This is a genomic window from Bradyrhizobium sp. WYCCWR 13022 (assembly GCF_030435535.1).
Classification (GTDB): domain Bacteria; phylum Pseudomonadota; class Alphaproteobacteria; order Rhizobiales; family Xanthobacteraceae; genus Bradyrhizobium.
In genome coordinates, this window is the sequence record NZ_JAUIZJ010000043.1 from 102,934 (window position 1) to 122,687 (window position 19,754).

22 protein-coding genes and 1 tRNA gene are annotated in these 19,754 nt (G+C 64.7%); 18 read left to right on the forward strand and 5 right to left on the reverse strand.

The window, feature by feature from the left end; genetic code table 11:
• Position 1: 1 nt before the first annotated feature.
• Together QY049_RS36155 and QY049_RS36160 are read left to right on the forward strand one after the other, a co-directional pair.
• Positions 2–2,116, forward strand: a complete 2,115-nt coding sequence (locus tag QY049_RS36155) for a type I secretion system permease/ATPase (protein WP_258762795.1) — start codon at positions 2–4, stop codon at positions 2,114–2,116.
• Positions 2,113–3,528 (forward strand): HlyD family type I secretion periplasmic adaptor subunit, encoded by a 1,416-nt coding sequence (locus tag QY049_RS36160; protein ID WP_301270505.1) that lies wholly within the window; start codon positions 2,113–2,115, stop codon positions 3,526–3,528. Before QY049_RS36155 ends, QY049_RS36160 begins: the two co-directional genes overlap by 4 nt.
• 352 nt (positions 3,529–3,880) lie before the next feature.
• On the opposite strand, the gene QY049_RS36165 is transcribed toward QY049_RS36160, so the two are convergent.
• Positions 3,881–3,957, reverse strand: a tRNA-Pro gene (locus QY049_RS36165).
• 68 nt (positions 3,958–4,025) lie between these two features.
• On the opposite strand from QY049_RS36165, the gene QY049_RS36170 reads away from it, so the two are divergent.
• The 6 genes from QY049_RS36170 (at position 4,026) to QY049_RS36195 (ending at position 9,752) form a co-directional block, all read left to right on the forward strand.
• On the forward strand, positions 4,026–5,015 hold the full coding sequence (locus QY049_RS36170; RefSeq protein ID WP_194477261.1) for an L-threonylcarbamoyladenylate synthase: 990 nt from the start codon (positions 4,026–4,028) through the stop codon (positions 5,013–5,015).
• A gap of 17 nt (positions 5,016–5,032) precedes the next feature.
• Complete coding sequence (locus QY049_RS36175; protein WP_258762797.1) at positions 5,033–6,460, forward strand: FAD-binding oxidoreductase; 1,428 nt, start codon at positions 5,033–5,035, stop codon at positions 6,458–6,460.
• Positions 6,457–6,891, forward strand: a complete 435-nt coding sequence (locus QY049_RS36180; protein WP_258762798.1) for a GNAT family acetyltransferase — start codon at positions 6,457–6,459, stop codon at positions 6,889–6,891. Before QY049_RS36175 ends, QY049_RS36180 begins: the two co-directional genes overlap by 4 nt.
• A 15-nt stretch (positions 6,892–6,906) precedes the next feature.
• Positions 6,907–7,488: an NUDIX domain-containing protein gene (locus QY049_RS36185; protein ID WP_194477264.1), complete on the forward strand. Its 582-nt coding sequence runs from the start codon at positions 6,907–6,909 to the stop codon at positions 7,486–7,488.
• A 103-nt stretch (positions 7,489–7,591) separates the two neighbouring features.
• Positions 7,592–8,521: a glycine/sarcosine/betaine reductase selenoprotein B family protein gene (locus QY049_RS36190; RefSeq protein ID WP_258762799.1), complete on the forward strand. Its 930-nt coding sequence runs from the start codon at positions 7,592–7,594 to the stop codon at positions 8,519–8,521.
• 37 nt (positions 8,522–8,558) lie between these two features.
• The gene (locus QY049_RS36195) at positions 8,559–9,752 is read left to right on the forward strand and encodes a CaiB/BaiF CoA-transferase family protein (RefSeq protein ID WP_194477266.1); all 1,194 of its coding nucleotides are present in this window, start codon (positions 8,559–8,561) and stop codon (positions 9,750–9,752) included.
• Between the two features lie 3 nt (positions 9,753–9,755).
• On the opposite strand, the gene QY049_RS36200 is transcribed toward QY049_RS36195, so the two are convergent.
• Positions 9,756–10,316 (reverse strand): TetR family transcriptional regulator, encoded by a 561-nt coding sequence (locus QY049_RS36200; protein ID WP_194477267.1) that lies wholly within the window; start codon positions 10,314–10,316, stop codon positions 9,756–9,758.
• Between the two features lie 105 nt (positions 10,317–10,421).
• Here QY049_RS36200 and QY049_RS36205 point away from each other — a divergent pair, with 105 nt between their 5' ends.
• On the forward strand, positions 10,422–10,838 hold the full coding sequence (locus QY049_RS36205) for a Tautomerase enzyme (RefSeq protein ID WP_194477268.1): 417 nt from the start codon (positions 10,422–10,424) through the stop codon (positions 10,836–10,838).
• A 62-nt stretch (positions 10,839–10,900) separates the two neighbouring features.
• Here QY049_RS36205 and QY049_RS36210 read toward each other — a convergent pair whose 3' ends face one another.
• Positions 10,901–11,659 carry an SOS response-associated peptidase gene (locus tag QY049_RS36210; protein WP_301270506.1) on the reverse strand — a complete coding sequence of 253 codons (759 nt, stop codon included), beginning with the start codon at positions 11,657–11,659 and terminating at the stop codon, positions 10,901–10,903.
• 61 nt (positions 11,660–11,720) lie between these two features.
• On the opposite strand from QY049_RS36210, the gene QY049_RS36215 reads away from it, so the two are divergent.
• The 4 genes from QY049_RS36215 (at position 11,721) to QY049_RS36230 (ending at position 13,505) form a co-directional block, all read left to right on the forward strand.
• Entirely contained in the window at positions 11,721–12,221 is a 501-nt protein-coding gene (locus QY049_RS36215; protein ID WP_194477270.1) for a hypothetical protein, read from the forward strand.
• Positions 12,222–12,239: 18 nt separating this feature from the next.
• Complete coding sequence (locus QY049_RS36220; protein ID WP_194482823.1) at positions 12,240–12,674, forward strand: NUDIX hydrolase; 435 nt, start codon at positions 12,240–12,242, stop codon at positions 12,672–12,674.
• 47 nt (positions 12,675–12,721) lie between these two features.
• On the forward strand, positions 12,722–13,099 hold the full coding sequence (locus QY049_RS36225) for a TIGR02301 family protein (RefSeq protein WP_194477271.1): 378 nt from the start codon (positions 12,722–12,724) through the stop codon (positions 13,097–13,099).
• Between the two features lie 139 nt (positions 13,100–13,238).
• Complete coding sequence (locus tag QY049_RS36230) at positions 13,239–13,505, forward strand: hypothetical protein (RefSeq protein ID WP_092227477.1); 267 nt, start codon at positions 13,239–13,241, stop codon at positions 13,503–13,505.
• A gap of 21 nt (positions 13,506–13,526) precedes the next feature.
• Here QY049_RS36230 and QY049_RS36235 read toward each other — a convergent pair whose 3' ends face one another.
• Positions 13,527–14,396 carry a sulfurtransferase gene (locus QY049_RS36235; RefSeq protein ID WP_258762801.1) on the reverse strand — a complete coding sequence of 290 codons (870 nt, stop codon included), beginning with the start codon at positions 14,394–14,396 and terminating at the stop codon, positions 13,527–13,529.
• A gap of 86 nt (positions 14,397–14,482) precedes the next feature.
• Complete coding sequence (locus QY049_RS36240; RefSeq protein ID WP_194477273.1) at positions 14,483–15,817, reverse strand: dihydroorotase; 1,335 nt, start codon at positions 15,815–15,817, stop codon at positions 14,483–14,485.
• A gap of 101 nt (positions 15,818–15,918) precedes the next feature.
• Here QY049_RS36240 and QY049_RS36245 point away from each other — a divergent pair, with 101 nt between their 5' ends.
• The 5 genes from QY049_RS36245 (at position 15,919) to QY049_RS36265 (ending at position 19,734) form a co-directional block, all read left to right on the forward strand.
• Positions 15,919–16,800, forward strand: coding sequence for a folate-binding protein YgfZ (locus tag QY049_RS36245; protein WP_301270507.1), 882 nt, complete (start codon positions 15,919–15,921; stop codon positions 16,798–16,800).
• Positions 16,797–17,423 (forward strand): DNA-3-methyladenine glycosylase I, encoded by a 627-nt coding sequence (locus QY049_RS36250; RefSeq protein ID WP_194477275.1) that lies wholly within the window; start codon positions 16,797–16,799, stop codon positions 17,421–17,423. Before QY049_RS36245 ends, QY049_RS36250 begins: the two co-directional genes overlap by 4 nt.
• Positions 17,420–18,034, forward strand: a complete 615-nt coding sequence (locus tag QY049_RS36255) for an HD family hydrolase (RefSeq protein WP_258762803.1) — start codon at positions 17,420–17,422, stop codon at positions 18,032–18,034. Before QY049_RS36250 ends, QY049_RS36255 begins: the two co-directional genes overlap by 4 nt.
• A gap of 124 nt (positions 18,035–18,158) precedes the next feature.
• Positions 18,159–18,665, forward strand: a complete 507-nt coding sequence (locus tag QY049_RS36260) for a tyrosine phosphatase family protein (RefSeq protein WP_258762804.1) — start codon at positions 18,159–18,161, stop codon at positions 18,663–18,665.
• A 109-nt stretch (positions 18,666–18,774) separates the two neighbouring features.
• Positions 18,775–19,734, forward strand: coding sequence for an NAD regulator (locus QY049_RS36265; protein ID WP_258762805.1), 960 nt, complete (start codon positions 18,775–18,777; stop codon positions 19,732–19,734).
• Positions 19,735–19,754 lie beyond the last annotated feature (20 nt).

Sequence of the window (19,754 nt, forward strand, 5' to 3'; positions counted from 1 at the left end):
TATGGCCCAAGACAATGACCCCGGACTGTTCGCCCTCGTCATGATGCTGCGGGCCCACGGCATCGCGGCTGAGCAGCCACAGCTGCGCCATGGGCTGGGATCGACGGCGGTCGGCGTCGTGGAGATGCTTCGTTGCGCGAAGGGGTTTGGGCTGAAGGCCCGAGCGGTCCGGACGACGTGGGCACGGCTTGCCCACACGCCGCTACCGGCAATCGCAGTCTTGAACGACGGTGGCTTCCTGCTTCTCGGCAAGGCAGGCGACGACAAGGTGCTCGTTCAACGCGCTTCGGCGCCCCGCCCGGAAATGCTGTCTCGAGCCGAGTTCGAAGCGGTGTGGAGCGGCCAGCTGGTTCTGATGGCGAGACGTGCGTCGCTTTCCGCCCTGTCGCGACGTTTTGACATCACCTGGTTTCTTGGTGCCATGCGCAAGTATCGTCACCTCCTGGTCGAGGTGCTGGTAGCCTCGCTCTTCCTGCAGATATTTGCACTGGTGACTCCCCTGTTCTTCCAGGTAGTGATCGACAAGGTGCTCGTGCATCGCGGCCTGACCACTCTCGAAGTGCTGATGGTCGGCCTGGTAACCATCAGCATTTTCGAAGCCGTTCTCGCGGCATTACGCACACATCTGTTCGCCCACACCACAAGCCGCATCGATGTCGAGCTGGGGGCCCGCCTGTTCCGTCACCTGCTTTCGTTACCGCTCGGCTACTTTCAAGCCCGTCGCGCCGGAGACTCGATCGTACGAGTGCGCGAGCTCGAGACCATCCGTAATTTCCTGACCAGTTCGGCTTTGACACTAGTCATCGACCTGCTGTTTACAGTCATTTTCCTGGGCGTGATGGTCGCTTATTCGCCCTGGCTCACCTTGATCGTTCTCAGCGCCTTTCCCTTCTACATCGGTATCTCGGCAGGTGCATCGCCGCTTTTCCAACGTCGACTCGACGAAAAGTTTCAGCGTGGTGCCGAGAACCAGGCCTTTCTGGTCGAAAGCGTTACCGGCGTCGAGACCTTGAAGGCCATGGCGGTCGAACCGCAGATGCAGCGCCGCTGGGAAGAGCAGCTTGCAGCCTATGTCGGCGCAAGCTTTCGCGTCCTTAGCCTGGGCAACGCGGCAAGCCAGGCCATTCAGCTGGTAAGCAAGCTCGCCACCGCCGCCATCCTGTTCTTCGGGGCCAAGCTCGTGATCGAGGGAAACCTGACCGTCGGCGAACTCGTCGCATTCAACATGCTTGCCGGCCGCGTCAGCATGCCGGTGCTGAGACTGGCCCAGATATGGCAGGATTTTCATCAGGCGCGCCTCTCGATCCAGCGGCTCGGCGATATCCTCAATACCCGTGCCGAGACGACGATCGGCACGGCTCGCACGGCCCTGCCTCCGGTTCGAGGCGAGGTCGAATTCGAGCATGTTCATTTTCGCTACCGCATCGACGGGGCGGAAATCCTGAACGACGTGAGCTTCCGCGTATCTGCGGGCCAGATCATCGGGATCGTCGGCCCGTCCGGCTCCGGCAAGAGCACGCTTGCCAAACTCGTGCAGCGGCTCTTCGTACCCGAGACGGGGCGCGTCCTGGTCGATGGTGTCGACCTCGCCATGGTCGACACCACCTGGTTGCGACGGCAGCTCGGCGTCGTGCTCCAGGAGGACATCCTGTTCAACCTCTCCGTCCGCGACAATATCGCGCTCGCCGATCCAGCCATGACCATGGAGAAAGTCGTCGCCGCGGCGTCCCTCGCGGGGGCGCACGATTTCATTCTCGAGCTCCCGGAGGGTTACGACACTCTGGTCGGAGAGCGGGGCAGCAACCTGTCCGGCGGGCAACGTCAACGCATTGCGATCGCGCGAGCGCTGGCGACTGACCCACGCATCCTGATCTTCGACGAAGCAACGAGCGCACTGGACTATGAGAGCGAACGAATCATCCAGGAGAACATGCGGCGGATATGCGAGCAGCGCACCGTTTTCGTGATTGCGCACCGGCTGTCGACGGTGCGCGGCGCCGATCGGATCCTGACGATCGAGCATGGGCGCCTCGTCGAAGACGGGACACACGACGAGCTGATGCGTCTGAAAGGCTCCTACGCCAAGCTGCAGCATCTGCAAGCGGGGGTTCAATGACCGCGGACAAAGTGATCGAATTTCCGCAGCGGCAGACCCGCCGTCGCAGCCATGAGACGGCGTTTCTGCCTGCCACGCTCGAAATAATCGAGACCCCCCCCTCGCCGACGGGCCGCGCGATCGGTGCTACGATCATCGCAGTGTTCTGCGCGGCCCTGATCTGGGCGTCGATCGGGAAAGTCGACGTGGTGGCCACGGCTGCGGGCAAGGTTGTGCCAAGCGGCCGGACCAAAACCATCCAGCCCTACGAAGCCGGCGTCGTGCGGGCGATCCATGTTCGCGACGGAACCTCCGTCAAAAAAGGCGACGTGATGATCGAGCTGGATCCGACGATCAGCGCCGCCGAAGTCGAACATGCCAGAAGCGACCTCGTCGGCGCCGAGCTCGATGTCGCGCGGCTCCGTTCAGCGCTTCGTGGCGAGGCCGAATTCATTGCGCCGGCGGGAGCGCCCGATGATCTCGTCGAGACCCATCGCCGGTTGTTGTCTGTCCAGGCCGCCGAACACCAGGCCAGAATTGCCGAGGTTGACGGGCAGATCGCGCAGAAAGTTGCTGAACGCGATACGATCGCAGCCATGATCGCGAAGACCGAAGCAATCATCCCGCCGCTTCAAGAGAGGGTCAATATCCGCCAGTACCTCTATGAACGGCAAGTCGGCTCGCAGCTCACCTATCTCAGCGAGTTTCAAGATCTCCTCGGGCAGCAGCATGATCTGCTGGTCCAACAGAGCCGTCGGCGCGAGGCAGACGCATCGATAAAGGCACAGACCGAAGCGCGGACCAGGGCAGAGGCGGAGTATCGCCGCAACCTGTTCGATGACCTGGCCAAGGCGGAACAGAAGGCCGCGGGTCTCGCCCAAGACTTCATCAAGGCCGAACGCAAAGCCAAGCTTCAGATTCTGAGCGCGCCGATCGACGGCGTCGTCCAGCAGCTTGCAGTGCACACCATCGGCGGAGTGGTTACACCCGCACAAGCGCTTGCCGTCGTCGTGCCGCGCGACAGCGAACTTGAGATTGAAGCAATGCTATCCAATCGAGATATCGGATTTGTCGTCGCGGGACAGAGCGCCGAGATCAAGGTGGATACCTTCAATTTCACCCGCTATGGCTTGCTCCATGGGAAGGTGACGAGCGTCTCGCCCGACGCCATCCCCCGCACAAGGCCGGAAGAACCGTCTCGAGCACTATTGAACGGCGCACCAAACGCAACGAGTGAGGTTAACGGCCAGGAACTGGTCTATGCCGCCCGTGTCGCACTCGACCAGACACACATGGAAATCGAAGGCTCTTCCGTCCGGCTCCTGCCGGGCATGGCAGTAACGGTCGAGATCAAGACCGCCTCACGTCGTATCATCAACTATCTGCTCTCCCCGCTCGCGCGGTATCGACAGGAAGCTATGAGAGAGCGATAAGCGCGCACCTGCGTCAGCCAAGCGGCTTCGTTGAATTCAACGGCAAGCCGGTTGCTTCCGTGAAAAATGGCTCAAGACCGAGGTAGGGCTCGCCGGCCGACCGGGAAAGGTGACGCCCCACACCGCGCGCCATTCCGCTGCGACAAGGCTCATGGCGTGCAGATCTATGGGGGCGGCCGGGTTCCTGGGCATGTCTCCCGAGCTCCAGCGGGACACCTGCGGGCACCACCACCCAGACAATCTCCAGGGGGCGGCCACGGCTATCGGCCCAAAAGGCCGGCACGTTCCGGTGGTTGAAACGATGGTTGACTCGGGAAAGACCAGCGATCAGAAGGAAAAACCTAATGATTTCTGGTCGGAGTGGCAGGATTCGAACCTGCGACCCCTGCGTCCCGAACGCAGTGCTCTACCGGGCTGAGCCACACTCCGACAAGAGGCCGGCTTATAGCGTCGGGTTTGGCGCACCGCAAGCGGCCGATATGAGGAATTTTGTCCCTGTGAAAACGGGTCTTGAAACGTCGATTTTACCGGCAGGCCGGGCCGCCGCCGAGGCCGCCGCCCGAACGCTGGCCGCCGGCGGGCTCGTCGCGTTTCCGACCGAGACGGTCTACGGGCTCGGGGCGGACGCCGCCAATGCCACGGCGGTCGCCCACATCTACAGTGCCAAGGGCCGGCCGGCCTTCAATCCGCTGATCGCTCACGTCCCCGACCTCGCGGCTGCGCGGCGGATTGGCCGGTTCGACGCGCGTGCGCTCAAGCTGGCCGAGGCGTTCTGGCCGGGGCCGCTGACGCTGGTGGTGCCGAAGACCGCTGATTGCCCGGTGGCCGATCTTGCCACGGCCGGCCTCGACACCGTCGCGATCCGCATTCCCGCGCACCCCGTGGCAGAGGCCATTCTGCGTGCCTTTGGCGGGGCGGTGGTGGCGCCGTCCGCGAACATCTCCGGCCACGTCTCGCCAACGCTGGCGGCTCACGTCGAGACCGATCTTGCGGGGCGGATCGACCTGATCGTCGACGGTGGGCCTGTCGCGGTCGGCGTCGAATCGACCATCGTCGGCTGCTTCAACGCGCCGATGCTGCTCCGGCCTGGTGGGCTGTCGCGCGAACGGATCGAGGCCGTGCTGGGCATGCCCTTGGCGCGACCGCCGGTGGAGGCCGAGAGCGATGACAGCCAGCCGCTGGCGCCCGGCATGCTGGCCTCGCACTACGCGCCCCGCGCGACCGTGCGGCTGCGCGCACAGGACGTTGCGCCTGATGAAGCGTTGCTGGCGTTCGGCCCGGATCGCCTGCCGGGCCAGGAGGCCGCCGCCGTTGTCATGAATTTGTCGCCCGCAGCTGATCTCGATGAAGCCGCGGCCAATCTCTTCGGCTATCTTCGCAGCCTCGATGCGAAGGCACCGAAGGCGATTGCCGTCATGACAATCCCCGAAGAAGGCTTGGGCGAAGCGATCAACGACCGGCTGCGGCGCGCGGCCGTTGCGCGATAAGAGTGGAAGAAGAGACGATGAACATCAATCAATCCGCCACACCGCCGCTTGCGCCCGAGTTGATCGACCAATTCCGCAAGATCGTCGGCGATCGTCACGCCATCACCGACGCGACCGACATCGAGGCTTACGTCACCGAGGAGCGCAATCTGTTCCACGGCCGCTCGCCCCTGGTGCTCCGTCCCGGCTCGACGGCGGAAGTCTCCGCAATCTGCAGGCTCGCCTCCGAGCACAAAATCGCGCTGGTGCCGCAGGGCGGCAACACCGGGCTCGTCGGCGGGCAGACGCCACACAATGGCGAAGTGGTAGTGTCGCTGCGGCGCCTGGACAAGATCCGTGAGGTCGACACCGCCTCCAACACCATGACGGTCGAAGCCGGCGTGGTGCTGCAAATCGCGCAGCAGAAGGCCTCCGACGTAGACCGGTTGTTTCCTCTGTCGCTGGGTGCGGAGGGCAGCTGTACCATCGGCGGGAACCTCTCGACCAATGCCGGCGGCACCGCCGCCCTCGCCTATGGCGTTGCGCGCGAGATGGCGCTGGGGCTGGAAGTCGTGCTCGCCGACGGCCGCGTGCTCAACGTGCTGTCGAAGCTGAAGAAGGACAACACCGGCTACAATCTGCACAATCTCTTCATCGGCGCGGAAGGCACGCTCGGCATCATCACGGCGGCGACGCTCAAACTGTTTCCGAAGCCGCGGGCGGTCGAGACCGCCTATGTCGGGCTTAAATCGCCGGCCGCAGCGCTCAAGCTGCTGACCATCGCGCAGAGCGAGGCCGCGAACGCGCTGACGAGCTTTGAGCTACTCTCGGAGATGGCGGTGGATTTCTCCGTCCGTCACGGCATCGACGTGCGCGATCCGCTTGCAGAAAAGCATCCGTGGTACGTCCTGATGGAATTGTCCTCCCCCGGCGACGACGCCCGCACGCCGCTCGAGACGATCCTCGCCCGCGCCATGGAGGAAGAGATCGTCGACGACGCCGTGATCGCAGCCAACCTCACCCAGCGCAGCAATTTCTGGAAGCTGCGTGAAGAGATGTCGGCCGCGCAGAAGCCCGAGGGCGGCTCGATCAAGCACGATATCTCGGTGCCGATCGCCGCGGTGCCCGTCTTCATCGAGGAAGCCAATGCCGCCGTGGTGAAGCTGATCCCTGGCGCGCGGCCGGTGCCGTTCGGCCATCTCGGCGACGGCAATCTGCACTACAATGTCAGCCAGCCCGTTGGCGCCGACACCGCGGATTATCTCGCGCGCTGGCACGAGATGAATGCCGTCGTGTTCGAGATCGTGCTGCGCATGGGCGGCTCGATCTCGGCCGAGCACGGCATCGGCGTGTTAAAGCGTGACGAGCTGCCCGACGTGAAAGACAAGACCGCGATCGAGCTGATGCGCGCGATCAAGGCGATGCTCGACCCGCACGGCATCATGAATCCGGGGAAGGTGCTGTGACCGCTCTGGCAATCGACTCGATCAAGGATACCGATGTGGAGAACGTCGTGGCGCTGTGGCAGCGCTGCGGCCTGACCCGGCCGTGGAACGATCCGCATGCCGACATTGCTCTGGCGCGGCGTCGCGGGAACTCGACCGTGCTGATCGGCCGCGATGCCGGCACGATCGTGGCGACCATCATGGTTGGCCATGACGGTCATCGCGGCTGGGTTTATTACGTCGCCGTCGATCCGGATGGGCGCAAGCGCGGCCATGGCCGGGCGATCATGGCCGCCGCCGAAGACTGGCTGCGCGCGGCCGGGATCGCCAAGCTTCAGCTTCTGGTGCGGCGCGAAAATGCGCAGGCCAATGCGTTCTACGACTCGCTGGGCTTCGAACTCTCCACCTCGGTGATGTTCCAGAAGTGGCTCGACGGGCGCGCTCCCACCTAATTCCGGAAGACAGCAATGCCCCTCTCCGACCGCATCCGCATCAAGGACGTCCGCGTGCTCTCGAATGGCTGGACCACGCTGAAGAGCACCACGTTCGACTACCGCCGCGCCAATGGCGAATGGCAGACGCAGAAGCGCGAAACCTATGAACGCGACAACGCCGCGGCCGTGCTGCCGTACAATCGCGCGCAGCGCAGCGTGGTCCTGGTGCGCCAGTTCCGCCTGCCCGCCTTCATCCGCGGCTATGGCGACCTGCTGATCGAAGCGGCCGCCGGCGTGCTGGACGCTGCGGAGCCCGAGGTGCGTATCCGCGCCGAAGCCGAGGAGGAAACCGGCTACCGCCTGCACGACGTCCACAAGGTATTCGAGGCCTTCATGAGCCCCGGTGCCATCACCGAGAAGCTGCATTTCTTTGTCGCGGAGTACGAGCCCTCAATGCGCGTCAGCGCCGGCGGCGGCCTCGAGCACGAGGGCGAGGACATCGAGGTGCTGGAGCTCGGCATCGACGAGGCGCTCGCAATGATCGCCGACGGCCGCATCATCGACGCCAAGGCGATCATGCTGCTGCAATACGCGGCGCTGCATATTTTCAGGTAGCCCCGCCGGGACGGCAATTCTGGCCTGCGCGGGCATAGCGCCTGTTGAGCAAACCGCAGACTATCTCTAGTCTGTCTGTCAACGAGAACCAGGAGACGCGCCCATGTCCGCCCCGCGCGACGACGAATTCGGCTTTGCGCCCGACTATGATTCCCCCGTCCCCTACATGCAGCGCACGCGGGATTATTACACCGCGATCGGATACACCACGCCGTATCGCTGGGCGCACTACAGCGAGGCGCCATTCCAGAAGCTGAAGAAGCCGCTGGCGAAATCACGCGTTACCATCGTCACCACGGCTGCGCCCTACGATCCGGCCAAGGGCGACCAGGGTCCAGGCGCGGCGTACAATGGCAGCGCAAAGTTCTACCAGGTCTATGACGGCGACACGTCGAAGCTGCACGATTTACGCATCTCCCATATCGGCTACGACCGCAAGCACACCACGGCGACCGACAACGGCACCTGGTTTCCACTGCCGCAACTGCTGAAGACGAGCGCGGCCGGTCGGATCGGCGAAGTCGCCCCGCGCTTCTTCGGCGCGCCGACCAATCGCAGCCATCGCGTCACGCTGGAGACCGATGCGCCTGAGATCCTGGCGCGTTGCATTGCCGACCAGGTCGATGTTGCGGTACTCGTGCCGAACTGCCCGGTCTGTCATCAGACCACAGCGCTGGTGGCGCGGCATCTCGAAGCCAACGGCATCCCGACCGTGATCATGGGCTGCGCCAAGGACATCATCGAGCACGCCGCCGTGCCGCGCTTCCTGTTCTCGGATTTCCCGCTCGGCAATTCCGCCGGCAAGCCGCAGGACGTCGCCTCGCAGGCGCAGACGCTCGAGCTGGCCTTGAGGGTGCTGGAGACCGCGAGTGGGCCGCAGACCACGATGCAGTCGCCGCTGCGCTGGAGCGAGGACGCATCCTGGAAGCTCGACTACAACAATGTCGCAAAGCTCTCGCCAGAAGAGCTCGCCCGCCGACGCGCCGAATTCGACAAGCAGAAGGAGATCGCGCGCGGCAACCGCGCCGCCTGACGTCCTCCGACAACGAAAACAAAATGGGGAGAGACACGTGACGCGACCGTTCGAGGGCGTGAAGATCCTGGATTTCACGCAAGTGCTGGCTGGCCCTTATGCGAGCTACCAGCTCGCGCTTCTCGGCGCCGACGTCATCAAGGTCGAGCGGCGCGAGGGCGAGGACATGCGCCGCACGCCGCTCTCGCGCGAATGGGCCGAGCGCGGGCTGGCGCCGGCGTTCCAGGCCATCAACGGCAACAAGCGCAGCCTGACGCTCGATCTGCAAAAGCCTGACGCCATCGCAATCGTGAAGAAGCTTGCCGCGACAGTCGATGTCGTCATGGAGAACTTCCGCCCCGGCGTGATGGACAAGCTCGGCATCGGCTACGAGGCGTTGGCCGCGATCAATCCGAAGCTGATCTATTGCGCGGTGTCGGGTTTTGGCCAGACCGGCCCGGATCGCCTGCGGCCCGGCTATGACGGCAAGATGCAGGCGCTGTCAGGCATCATGGCGATCACAGGCCACCCCGAGACGGGGCCCACGCGCGCGGGCTTTGCGGTGTGCGACGTGCTCTCGGGCGCGACCGCCGCATTCGCGGTATCGAGCGCACTTTACCAGCGCGACCGCACCGGCAAGGGCCAGTTCGTCGACGTCTCCATGCTGGAGGCGACGATGGCGTTTCTGTCGGGGCAGATCGCGGACTGGTCTGTCGCCGGCCACCGGCAGCAACTGTCGGGCAACCAGGCGGTCAGCCGGAGAACCACGGCAAACCTGTTCAAATGCGGCGACGGCCACATCCTGCTCGCAGTCAACAACGAGAAGCAGTATCGCGCGCTGATGAGCGCACTCGGCCGCGAGGACACGCTGAACGATCCGCGCTTCTCTGACTGGTTTTCTCGCAACGAGAACGAGCCGGCGCTGCGCGCCATCATCGAGGAGGCGCTCGCCGCCAAGCCGGCGAGGGAGTGGGAGAAAATCCTGGAAGACGCCGGCGCGCCTTGCGCCAGCATCTGGAAGGTCGAGGAGGTCATCGACCATCCTCAGATCAAGGCGCGCGGCGCGATCCAGGAGCTGGACACGCAATACGGCCGCCTGCGCTTTGCGGGCAGCGGCTTCAAGCTTGCCCATGGTGGCGGCCGGCTGGACCGGATGGCGCCGGAATTGGGCGCGGATACGGATGCGGTGCTGGCCGAGTTGGGCTTTGATGCCGCGGAGATTGCCGACCTGCGAAAGCAGGGGATTGTATGAACGCTATATCGCCTTCGCCGCGACCTTGGCGGCGGCCAGGATCTCGCGCCTGATTGCGTCGTCCTTCACCGCGCGCGCCATGTCGGCCGCGCCCGCCAGGATCGCCAGCAGCGCCAGCGCCCGCTGGCGTGCGTGTGTGCCACGAAAGCCCTGCGCAACGAGGTCCGCGAGGCGCTCCAGCTCGCTCTGGTAGACTGCACGCGTTGCCGCATCCGAGCGCGCGACATCGGAGGAAAAGCTCGGAAGCGCGCAGGCCTCATCGAGGCCAACCTCCATCCGCTCACCCAGATAGAAATCGATGAACGGTTCGCGCCAGCCGCTGCCGTGTTGCGCCTGAAACTGGGCTATGCCGCCGCGCAGGAACGCCAGCCCATCCGCCACGGCAAGCCGGAACGCATCGGCCTTGGATTCGAAATGGGCATAGAACGCGCCCGAGGTGAGGCCAGCGCCCTTGGCGAGCGCATCCACGCCGGCGCCGCCGAACCCGCCGGTGCGGAAGCCGCGCCCGACCGCGTCCGCCAGCCGCGCGCGCGCATCTCCGTCGCTCTTCTTCGGTCTGGCCATCGCCGGTCACCTCTCGATAGCGATCGTTATATTACGCTTGACGAAATAACGATCGTTATGTTTTATATAACGACCGTTATCTTGCGGTTCAAAGGGAGACCACCTATGCCCATCCAGATCATCGTTCCCGAAGGCGCGCTGACGCCGGCCGCAGAAGCCGAGGCGTTCGGCAGGCTGACCGAGTTGCTGCTGCGTCTGCACGGCCTCACGGGCAACCGCTTCATGACGCCGAACGTTATCGGCGAGGTGACCGTGGTGCCGAAGCGGCGCACCTATTCCGGCGGCAAGCCCGCCGACATCGCCGTGTTCGAGCTCAAGGTGCCGTCATTCGTGCTGCCGACACAGGAGCTCAAGGACGCCTGGATCTCAGAAGGCACTGCCATCATCGAGAAGGCCGCCGAGGGACGCATCAAGCGCGAGCACATTTTTGCAAATGTCAGCTACGCCGTGGACGGCGGCTGGGGCATTGGCGGCGAGGCGTACAGCAACGCGGCGCTTGGGTCGGCCGTCGCCGCGGCTTGAATCGAATCATTGAACAGACGGTGGGCACGGCGCGTTGCGCTATTGCCCACCGGCATCGCTGATCAGAACAACGACCCCTGCCCGTCATCCGTCGATGCGCCCGCGGCCTTTCGCGCGACCTTCTTCGGCTTCGGTGCCTCGGCCTCCATCTCCTCCGCGCTGATCGGCAAGACCAGTTGCTCGTCGTCATTGGTGACGCGATTGACGCGGGTGGAGACCGGATGCCAGGCAAATTCGCCGACGCGGGGCGCCGTCATCAGCGGCAGGATCGCATCGATCTCGTCGCCGCGGCAATCCAGCCAGCGCTCGAAGTCGCGCGGGCTGATCGTGACGGGCACGCGGTCATGCAGCGCAGCCAGATCCTCGCTTGCGGCCGCCGTGACAATCGCGACCGTGTCGAGCTCCTCGCCGTTCGGTCCGATCCAGGTCTCGAACACCGCGGCAAAGCCGAGCGAGGCACCGTCTGCGTGGTGGATGAAGAACGGCTGCTTGCGGCCGCTCTCGGACTTCCATTCATAATAACCGTCAGCCGGGATCAGCCCGCGCCGCCGGCGAATCGCTTTCTTGAAGGCAGGCTTCTCCAACACCGTCTCGGAGCGGGCGTTGATCAGAAGGGTAAAGCCCTTGGGGTCCTTGACCCAGCTTGGCAGCAGGCCCCAGCGCATCAGGCGGAAATGGCGCGCGCCATTCTCGACCAGCACGACCGGAATCGGTTGTGTCGGGGCGACATTGTACCGGGGCGGGAAATTCGGCTGCTCGATATAGCCAAACAGTTGCCGCAAGGCCGCGGGGGCCGAAGTTATGACGAAGCGTCCACACATCCTTTCGCCAATATAGGGTCCGTTCAGGTCCTTTTAACCCCGAACGTTAACACTGCGGCCGATGAGCTCAATGGCCTCGCAACCCGCGCGGACGCACGTACAGACGGGCCCCGAGGCGCAAGCCTGGGCCGAACGGCTGCGCGTGGCCAATATCAACCCGCGGACCGGGCTTGCCACTGACTATCTCAACCATTTCAATGAAGCCGTGATGCTGTTGGAAATGGTCCCCGACATGCCGGAATGCGCCGAAGATTTTCTGACCTGGTCGCCACTGTCCTATGCTGAGCATTTTACGGCGTCGAACTTCAAGGCGCGGGATCTGGCCATCGAGGCTTATGAGAAGGCCGAGCCATCCGTGCGCGCTCAGTTCGACCACATCACCGACACCATGACCTCGATCCTGACGGCGGTCGGCTCGGCGATGCGCGAGGTCGAGAAGGACACGACCCGCGTTCGGCTGGCCGAGCAGGCGACGGCTTGGGTCAAGCCGCTGATCGCGGCCTGCGGCGGCATCATCAATGGCGGTGCGGAAGCCGACGTCGACACCATCATGGCGAATTGAGCCAGGTCCTTCAAGAAAATGGCCACGGTCGTCCAGCCCACCCATCCCCAGATCGCGGTCAGCGCGGCCATCTTTCGCGACGGCAAGGTGCTGCTGACCCGCCGTGCCCGCTCCCCCGCCAAGGGATTCTATTCGCTGCCGGGCGGCCGGGTCGAATTCGGCGAATCGCTCCACCAGGCGCTCAAGCGCGAGGTCCGCGAAGAAACCGGGCTCGAGATCGAGATCGTCGGCCTGGCCGGCTGGCGCGAGGTGCTGCCGGCCACGCCCGGTGCCGGCCACTACCTGATCATGTCCTTCGCCACCCGCTGGGTGGCCCGGGAACCGTCCCTGAACGACGAACTCGACGATTTCAGGTGGATCGCCCCGGACGGGCTGGCGAGCCTGGCCGACATCAAGATGACCGGGGGCCTGGAGGAGATCATCCAGTTCGCCCACCGGCTGACCAGCCCCTGACCGAGTCGCCTTGCGTCATCAGCCCCGAGGGGGCATACAGCCCGCCGATGTCGACGCGATTTCTGGTCATTTTTACCCTGATGCTCGCCTGCGCTTCCGTGCCCGCCCGGGCCCAGGACGTGGCGGCGCCGTTCGACCCCGATTTGCAGCGACTGGCCGAGATCCTCGGCGGCCTGCACTATCTGCGCGGCATCTGCGGCTCCAACGAGGGCAACAAATGGCGCAACGAGATGCAGGCGCTGATCGACGCCGAGACGCCCTCCGGCGAGCGCCGCACCCGCATGATCGCGGCCTTCAATCGCGGTTATAACGGCTTCCAGCAGACCTACCGCAGTTGCACCCCGGCAGCGACGGTGGCGATCCGCCGTTACATCGAGGAAGGCTCGAAGATCTCGCGCGATCTCACGGCGCGTTACGCGAACTGAGCTCGCGGGAACCTATCGTCGACTTTGTTCACAGCCGTTAACCGTTCTTAAAGATGTGGCCTAGCGGGCGTTAATACGCGTGCTACACCTCATCTGCAGCGCATCGCCGTGGATCGCGCCCCAGCCCTGATCGAGTTTCATGAGCCAGCCGATTTCCTACGCCCCCGCCCGCGCGCCGCTGCCCGACCACGAGCAGAAACAAGCCGCCCTGAGCTATCTGAACGAGGCCTGGGCCGAAGCGCGCCATGACGGCGTCGACGGCGACTGCCTGGCGCAGGCAAGCCTGTTTGCGGCGCTCGCCGAGCTTGTCGGCACCTATGGCGAGGACGCGGTGGCGAAATTCGTCGAGGGCTTTCCCGCCCGGATCCGCAACGGCGAGTTCTCGGTCTGCCTCGCAAGGCAGTAAGCGCGCCAGATTTGATGCGCCTCAATCCGTCTCGATCGGCAGCGACGCGTCCCTCGCCCACTCCCCCATCGAGGCGTCGTAAAGCGTCAGCTTGTCGTAGCCGAGTTGCGTCAGCATCAGCAGGTCGATCGTCGCCGAGATGCCGCCGCCGCAATACAGAATCACGTTCTTGTCGCGCGTGACGCCTGCCGCGGTGAATTTGGCTTCGGCATCGGCGAGCCTCGTCAGCGTCTTGTCGGCATTGACTAGCGTGGCAGCCGAGACGTTGACGCTGCCGGGCACGCGGCCCGGCCGGCCGTAACGGCTCGGCTCAAGGCCTTTATGAAATTGCGGTCCGAGCGCGTTGACCGTGACGGTCGAGGGATCGCCGATGCGCGACTTCACAAAGGTCTTGTCCACGAAGAAGCCGGCGCGGGGTGTGGCCTTGAAGGTCGTGGCCGGATAGCCCTTGGGGGCACCGGTCTCGATCGTCCGCCCCTCTTCCTTCCATTTATCGAAACCGCCATCGAGCACGCGCGCATCGACGCCGAGCGAACGCAGCATCCACCAGAACCGCGTCGACCACATCGTGGTGCCGATGCTGTAGAGCACGACGGTCCTGGTGGCATCGAGACCGTGGCGGCCGAAAGCAGCTTCGAGCCGGGCCACCTCGGGCATCATGAAGAACTGCTGCGCGGAAGTGTCGGAGAACTCGCCCTGCAGGTCGAGAAAATCGGCGCCCGGGATGTGGCCGGCGGCGAAGGTCTTGTCGCCGGGGACGGCGCGATACGGCACGTCGCTGCCTGGCGGGACCGGCTCGTTATAGGTCGTGCAGTCGTAGAGGCGGAGGTTGGGGTCGCCGAGGAGCGTGGCGAGTTGCCGGGTAGATATGACCGCTGATGGCTGCGACATCGGACTGCGCTCCCGTTGGCGAGGAGGTGTAGACCTCTCCCTCGTCCTTGTGGGTAGGCACCGTACCTCCCCGCCAGCAATGCCCCCTACTGCTTCAGCGTCTCGAGAAACCGTACCGGCTCGCCCTGCGATGGCATCACCAGTTCGCCCTGCCACATCACGCGGCGGCCGCGGATGAAGGTGCCGACGGGCCAGCCCGTGACGCGGACGCCGTCATAGGGCGTCCAGCCCGCTTTCGAGGCAACCCATTTGTTGGTGATGGTCTCGCTGCGCTTGAGATCGACGATCGTGAAATCGGCGTCGTAGCCGGCGGCGATGCGGCCCTTGCACGCCATGTTGTAGAGGCGCGCGGGGCCGGCGCTGGTGAGATCGACGAAGCGCGCGAGCGAGAGCCGGCCGGCGTTGACGTGATCGAGCATCAGCGGCACCAGCGTCTGCACGCCGGTCATGCCGGAGGGCGACGCGGGATAGGTCTTCTGCTTCTCCTCCAGAGTATGCGGGGCGTGATCGGAGCCGAGCACGTCGATGATGCCCTGCTCGATGCCGCGCCAGATGCCGGCGCGGTGATCGGCACCACGCACCGGCGGGTTCATCTGCGCGAGCGTGCCGAGCCGCTCGTAGCATTCGGGCGCGACCAGCGTGAGATGATGCGGCGTCGCCTCGCAGGAAGCGACATCCTTGTGATCACGCAAAAATTCGATTTCTTCCTTGGTCGAGATGTGCAGCACGTGGATACGCTTGCCCGTCTCGTGCGCGAGCTTGACCAGGCGCTGCGTCGCCATCAGCGCCGCGGTCTCGTCGCGCCAGACCGGATGCGAGCGCGGATCGCCCTCGATGCGGAGAGACTTGCGGTCGTTGAGGCGGTACTCGTCCTCGGCATGGAACGCTGCGCGCCGGCGGATCACCTGGAAGATGCGCCGCAGGCTCTCGTCGTCCTCCACCAGCAGTGCGCCGGTCGACGAGCCGATGAACACTTTCACGCCCGCGCAGCCCGGGGCGCGCTCCAGCACCGGCAGATCCTGCACGTTCTCGCGGGTGCCGCCGATGAAGAAGGCGAAATCGCAATGCATGCGGTGATGGGCACGCTTGATCTTGTCGGAGAAGGTCGCCTCGGTCACCGTGAGCGGAGAGGTGTTAGGCATCTCGAACACGGCGGTGACGCCGCCCATCACGGCGCTGCGCGAACCGGTCTCGAGGTCTTCCTTCTGCTCCAGCCCGGGCTCGCGGAAATGCACCTGCGTGTCCATCACGCCGGGGAGGATGTGCAGGCCCTTGCACTCGATCACCTCGGCAGCAGAGGCCTGCGACAGCGGGCCGAGCTCGGCGATGCGACCATTGGTGATGCCGATATCGCGAACACCCTCGCCGTCCTGGTTGACGACGGTGCCGCCCTTGAGGATCACATCGAAGCGCTGGGTCATGGCTGAAGGCCTCTCTCGTCCCCAAGCGCAGGGCTCGAGGTCTTGTCGTTTATGCCTTGCGGGCTTACGTTCCGCAGCACCATGTCGCAAGAGATTTTCGCATGAAATCAGCGTTTCTTCCGGACCGGGGCGTGATCAAGGTCGCGGGCGAGCATGCGCGCAACTTCCTCAACGGCCTCATCACGACCGATGTCGACAGGCTCAAGCCGGGCCTGGGCCGATTCGGCGCACTGTTGACGCCGCAGGGCAAGATCATCGTCGATTTCCTGATCACGGAAGCGCCCGCCGGCCACGGCGGCGGGTTCCTGATCGACTGCCCGAGGGCGCTGGCGGAAGGCCTCGCCACCAAGCTGAAATTCTACAAGCTGCGCGCCAAGGTGACGGTGGACAACCTCTCCGACGATCTCGGCGTGCTCGCGGCTTGGGACGGCCAGTTGGCCGCGCAGCCGGACCTCGCTTTCGCCGATCCACGCAATCCCGAGCTCGGCACGCGCATCCTGATTCCCGAGGATCTCAAGCAAAAACTCTCCGATTTGATCGGTGCCGAACTGGTCGATCCCGCCGACTATGAGGCCCACCGGATCGCGCTCGGCGTACCGCGCGGTGGGCTCGATTTCATGTACAGCGATGCGTTCCCGCACGAGGCCAACATGGACCGCCTCGCCGGTGTCGATTTCGACAAGGGCTGCTATGTCGGCCAGGAGGTCGTCTCGCGCATGCAGCATCGCGGCACTGCGCGCACCCGCAGCGTAAAGGTGCTGCTCGAGGACTCAGCGCCCGAGGTCGGCGTCAGCGTCATGGCCGGAGACAAGTCCGTCGGCACCATGGGCTCGTCGGCGAAAGGCAAGGGCATCGCTTTGGTGCGTATCGACCGCGTTGCTGACGCGCTCGATGCCGGCCAGCCGCTCACCGCTGGCGGACTCGCGTTGAAGCTGGCAGAACCGGACATCGTCCGCATTCCTGCAAAGCAGCCCATTGCATGAGCCGAGCTCCCCGCCTGCATCCCGACGGAAGGACCCGTTGCCCCTGGCCGGGTGACGATCCGCTCTATGTCGCCTATCACGACACCGAATGGGGTGTCCCTGAGTATGACGACCGAGCGCTCTATGAAAAGCTGATCCTCGACGGCTTTCAGGCCGGCCTGTCCTGGATCACGATCCTGCGCAAGCGCGACAATTTCCGCAAAGCCTTCGACGATTTCCAGCCGGAGAAGATCGCACGCTATACCGACAAGAAGGTGCATGCCCTGATGAACGACGCCGGCATCGTGCGCAACCGCGCCAAGATCGACGGCACGATCCTGAGTGCGAAGTCGTATCTGGAGATCATGGAGAAGGGCCCGGGCTTCTCGAAGCTGTTGTGGGACTTCATGGGTGGACAACCCAAGGTCAACAATTTCAGGACCACGGCAAGCGTGCCGGCGTCGACGCCGCTGTCGGTGCAGATTTCCAAGGAGCTGTCCTCGCGCGGCTTCAAGTTCGTCGGTCCGACCATCGTCTACGCGTTCATGCAGGCGACAGGGATGGTCAACGACCATCTGGTCGATTGCCATTGCCACGCGACCTGCAGCAAGATGCAGCGCAAGCCGCGCCTCAAGGCCAAATGACGGCCAGGAAGACCGCCCGTTCGATTGAGTCCCGCGCCTGGCAGCGCATGCTGTCTGGCCGCCGGCTTGATCTGCTCGATCCCTCTCCGCTCGATGTCGAGATCGCCGACATCGCGCATGGGCTCGCGCGCGTCGCGCGCTGGAACGGGCAGACCATCGGCGCGCACATCTTCTCGGTCGCACAGCACACGCTGCTGGTGGAGACAGTGATGCGGCACGAGATGCCGAACGTTGACCAGCGCATGCGGCTCGCCGCGCTGCTGCACGATGCGCCGGAATACGTGATCGGCGACATGATCTCGCCGTTCAAGGCCGTGCTTGCCGGCAATTACAAGGCGGTGGAGATGCGCCTGCTCGGCGCCATCCACATCCGCTTCGGCCTGCCGCCGGTGCTGCCCGAGGAAATCACGCAGGCGATCAAGACCGCCGATCGCGGCGCGGCTTATCTCGAGGCGACCGAGCTTGCGGGTTTCAGCGAGAGCGAGGCCAAGCGGCTGTTCGGAAAGGACCCGGGCCTCTCCGACAGCGTCCGCCGCGACTATCTGACGCCCTGGACGGCGGCGCGGGCCGAGAAGCAGTTTCTGGAGCGGTTTGGCACCGTGTTTGCCTAGCGGCGGGCAAGGACGCACTTGCGCCGTGCCCGCCATTTCTTCGCGCTTGCGACAAAAGTGGTGAGCACGCTTCGCTTTGCCCACTCTACGGCGGTTGTTATAATCGCCGGCAAAAAGGTCCGCCATGATCCACGTCTGTTCGCTCGCCGCCCTTCCCGAAACCGTCCGTCGCACCGGGGCCAGCCATGTGCTGACCGTGATGGCCAATGTAGAGCAGGTGGCGCGGCCGGTGTCGGTACTCCCGGCCAACCATCTCAAGGTGTCGATGGACGACATCACCGAGGAGATGGACGGCTTTGTCGCACCGTCCGAAGCCCATATCGGCCAGGTGCTGAATTTCGTGCGCGGCTGGGACCGAGCTGCGCCGCTGGTGGTGCATTGCTATGCCGGTATCAGCCGCTCCACGGCGAGCGCGTTCGCCGCCGTCTGCGCGCTCAATCCCGATCGTGACGAGGTCGAGATCGCGAAGAAGATCCGTGCGGCCTCTCCGATCGCCTCGCCGAACCGGCGCATCGTCGGCCTCGCCGACCGCGCGCTCGGGCGCAACGGCCGCATGCTGCGCGCGCTCGACGAGATGGGTCCGGGCGAGATGCTGGTCGAGGGCCGCCCATTCGTGATCGAGCTCGAATGACAGCTGCGCTCGACATCGCAGGTGCGCTCCCTCTCCCGCTTGCGGGAGAGGTGCACCGAGCCCGCGGACAGATTTGCTCAATCGACTCTACACCTGCGATCATCATCGCATGAGCGACAAGCTGACGCCGATCGAGATCGGCCTGACTGCCGCGATCGTCGCGATCGAGGATCACGAGCCGCTGGTGCTGACCGCCCGCGGCGCTGACGGCTTGGCAGGACTGCCGTTCGGTCCGTTCGATGCGCCGAGCCATCGCACCTTCGAGATCGGCCTGCGCGCCTGGGTTGAAGAGCAGGCGGGATTGCGGCTCGGCTATGTCGAGCAGCTCTATACGTTTGGCGATCGCGGCCGTCATGCGGAGGCTGGCGACACCGGCGCGCATATGGTGTCGATCGGCTATCTCGCGTTGACGCGCGCCGCCGCAGGCACCGCAAACGCGGCGAGTTTCGAACCCTGGTATCGCTTCTTCCCCTGGGAGGACTGGCGCGAGGCACCGCCTGCCCTCATTGCCCGCGACATCATCCCGGCGCTGACCGCATGGGCCGAGGAGGAGCCGCCGGAGACGACGCGGGCGCTGCCGCGAAAAGATCGCGTGCGGTTCTGTTTCGGTCTCGATGGCGCGGCCTGGGACGAGGAACGCGTGCTCGATCGCTACGAGCTCCTGTACGAGGCCGGCCTCGTCGAAGAGGCGCGGCGCGACGGCCGGCCTGCGGCATTGGCGCGCAAGGCGCTGCCGGCGCTCGGCACCTCGATGCGGTTCGACCACCGCCGGATCCTCGCCACCGCGATCGCCCGGCTGCGCGCGAAGCTGAAGTATCGCCCTGTGGTGTTTGAACTTTTGCCCGCCGAGTTCACACTCACTGAGTTGCAGTACACGGTGGAGGCGATCTCCGGCCGTCACCTGCACAAGCAGAATTTCCGCCGCCTGGTCGAAGCCGAAGCCCTGGTCGAACCGACCGGCGTGATGTCGACACAGACGGGCGGGAGACCGGCGGCGCTCCATCGCTTCCGCCGCGACGTGCTCCAGGAACGGCCGGCGCCCGGTTTGCGCGTACGCTCCCGGCGCTAGATCAAGGATTGCGGTAGGCC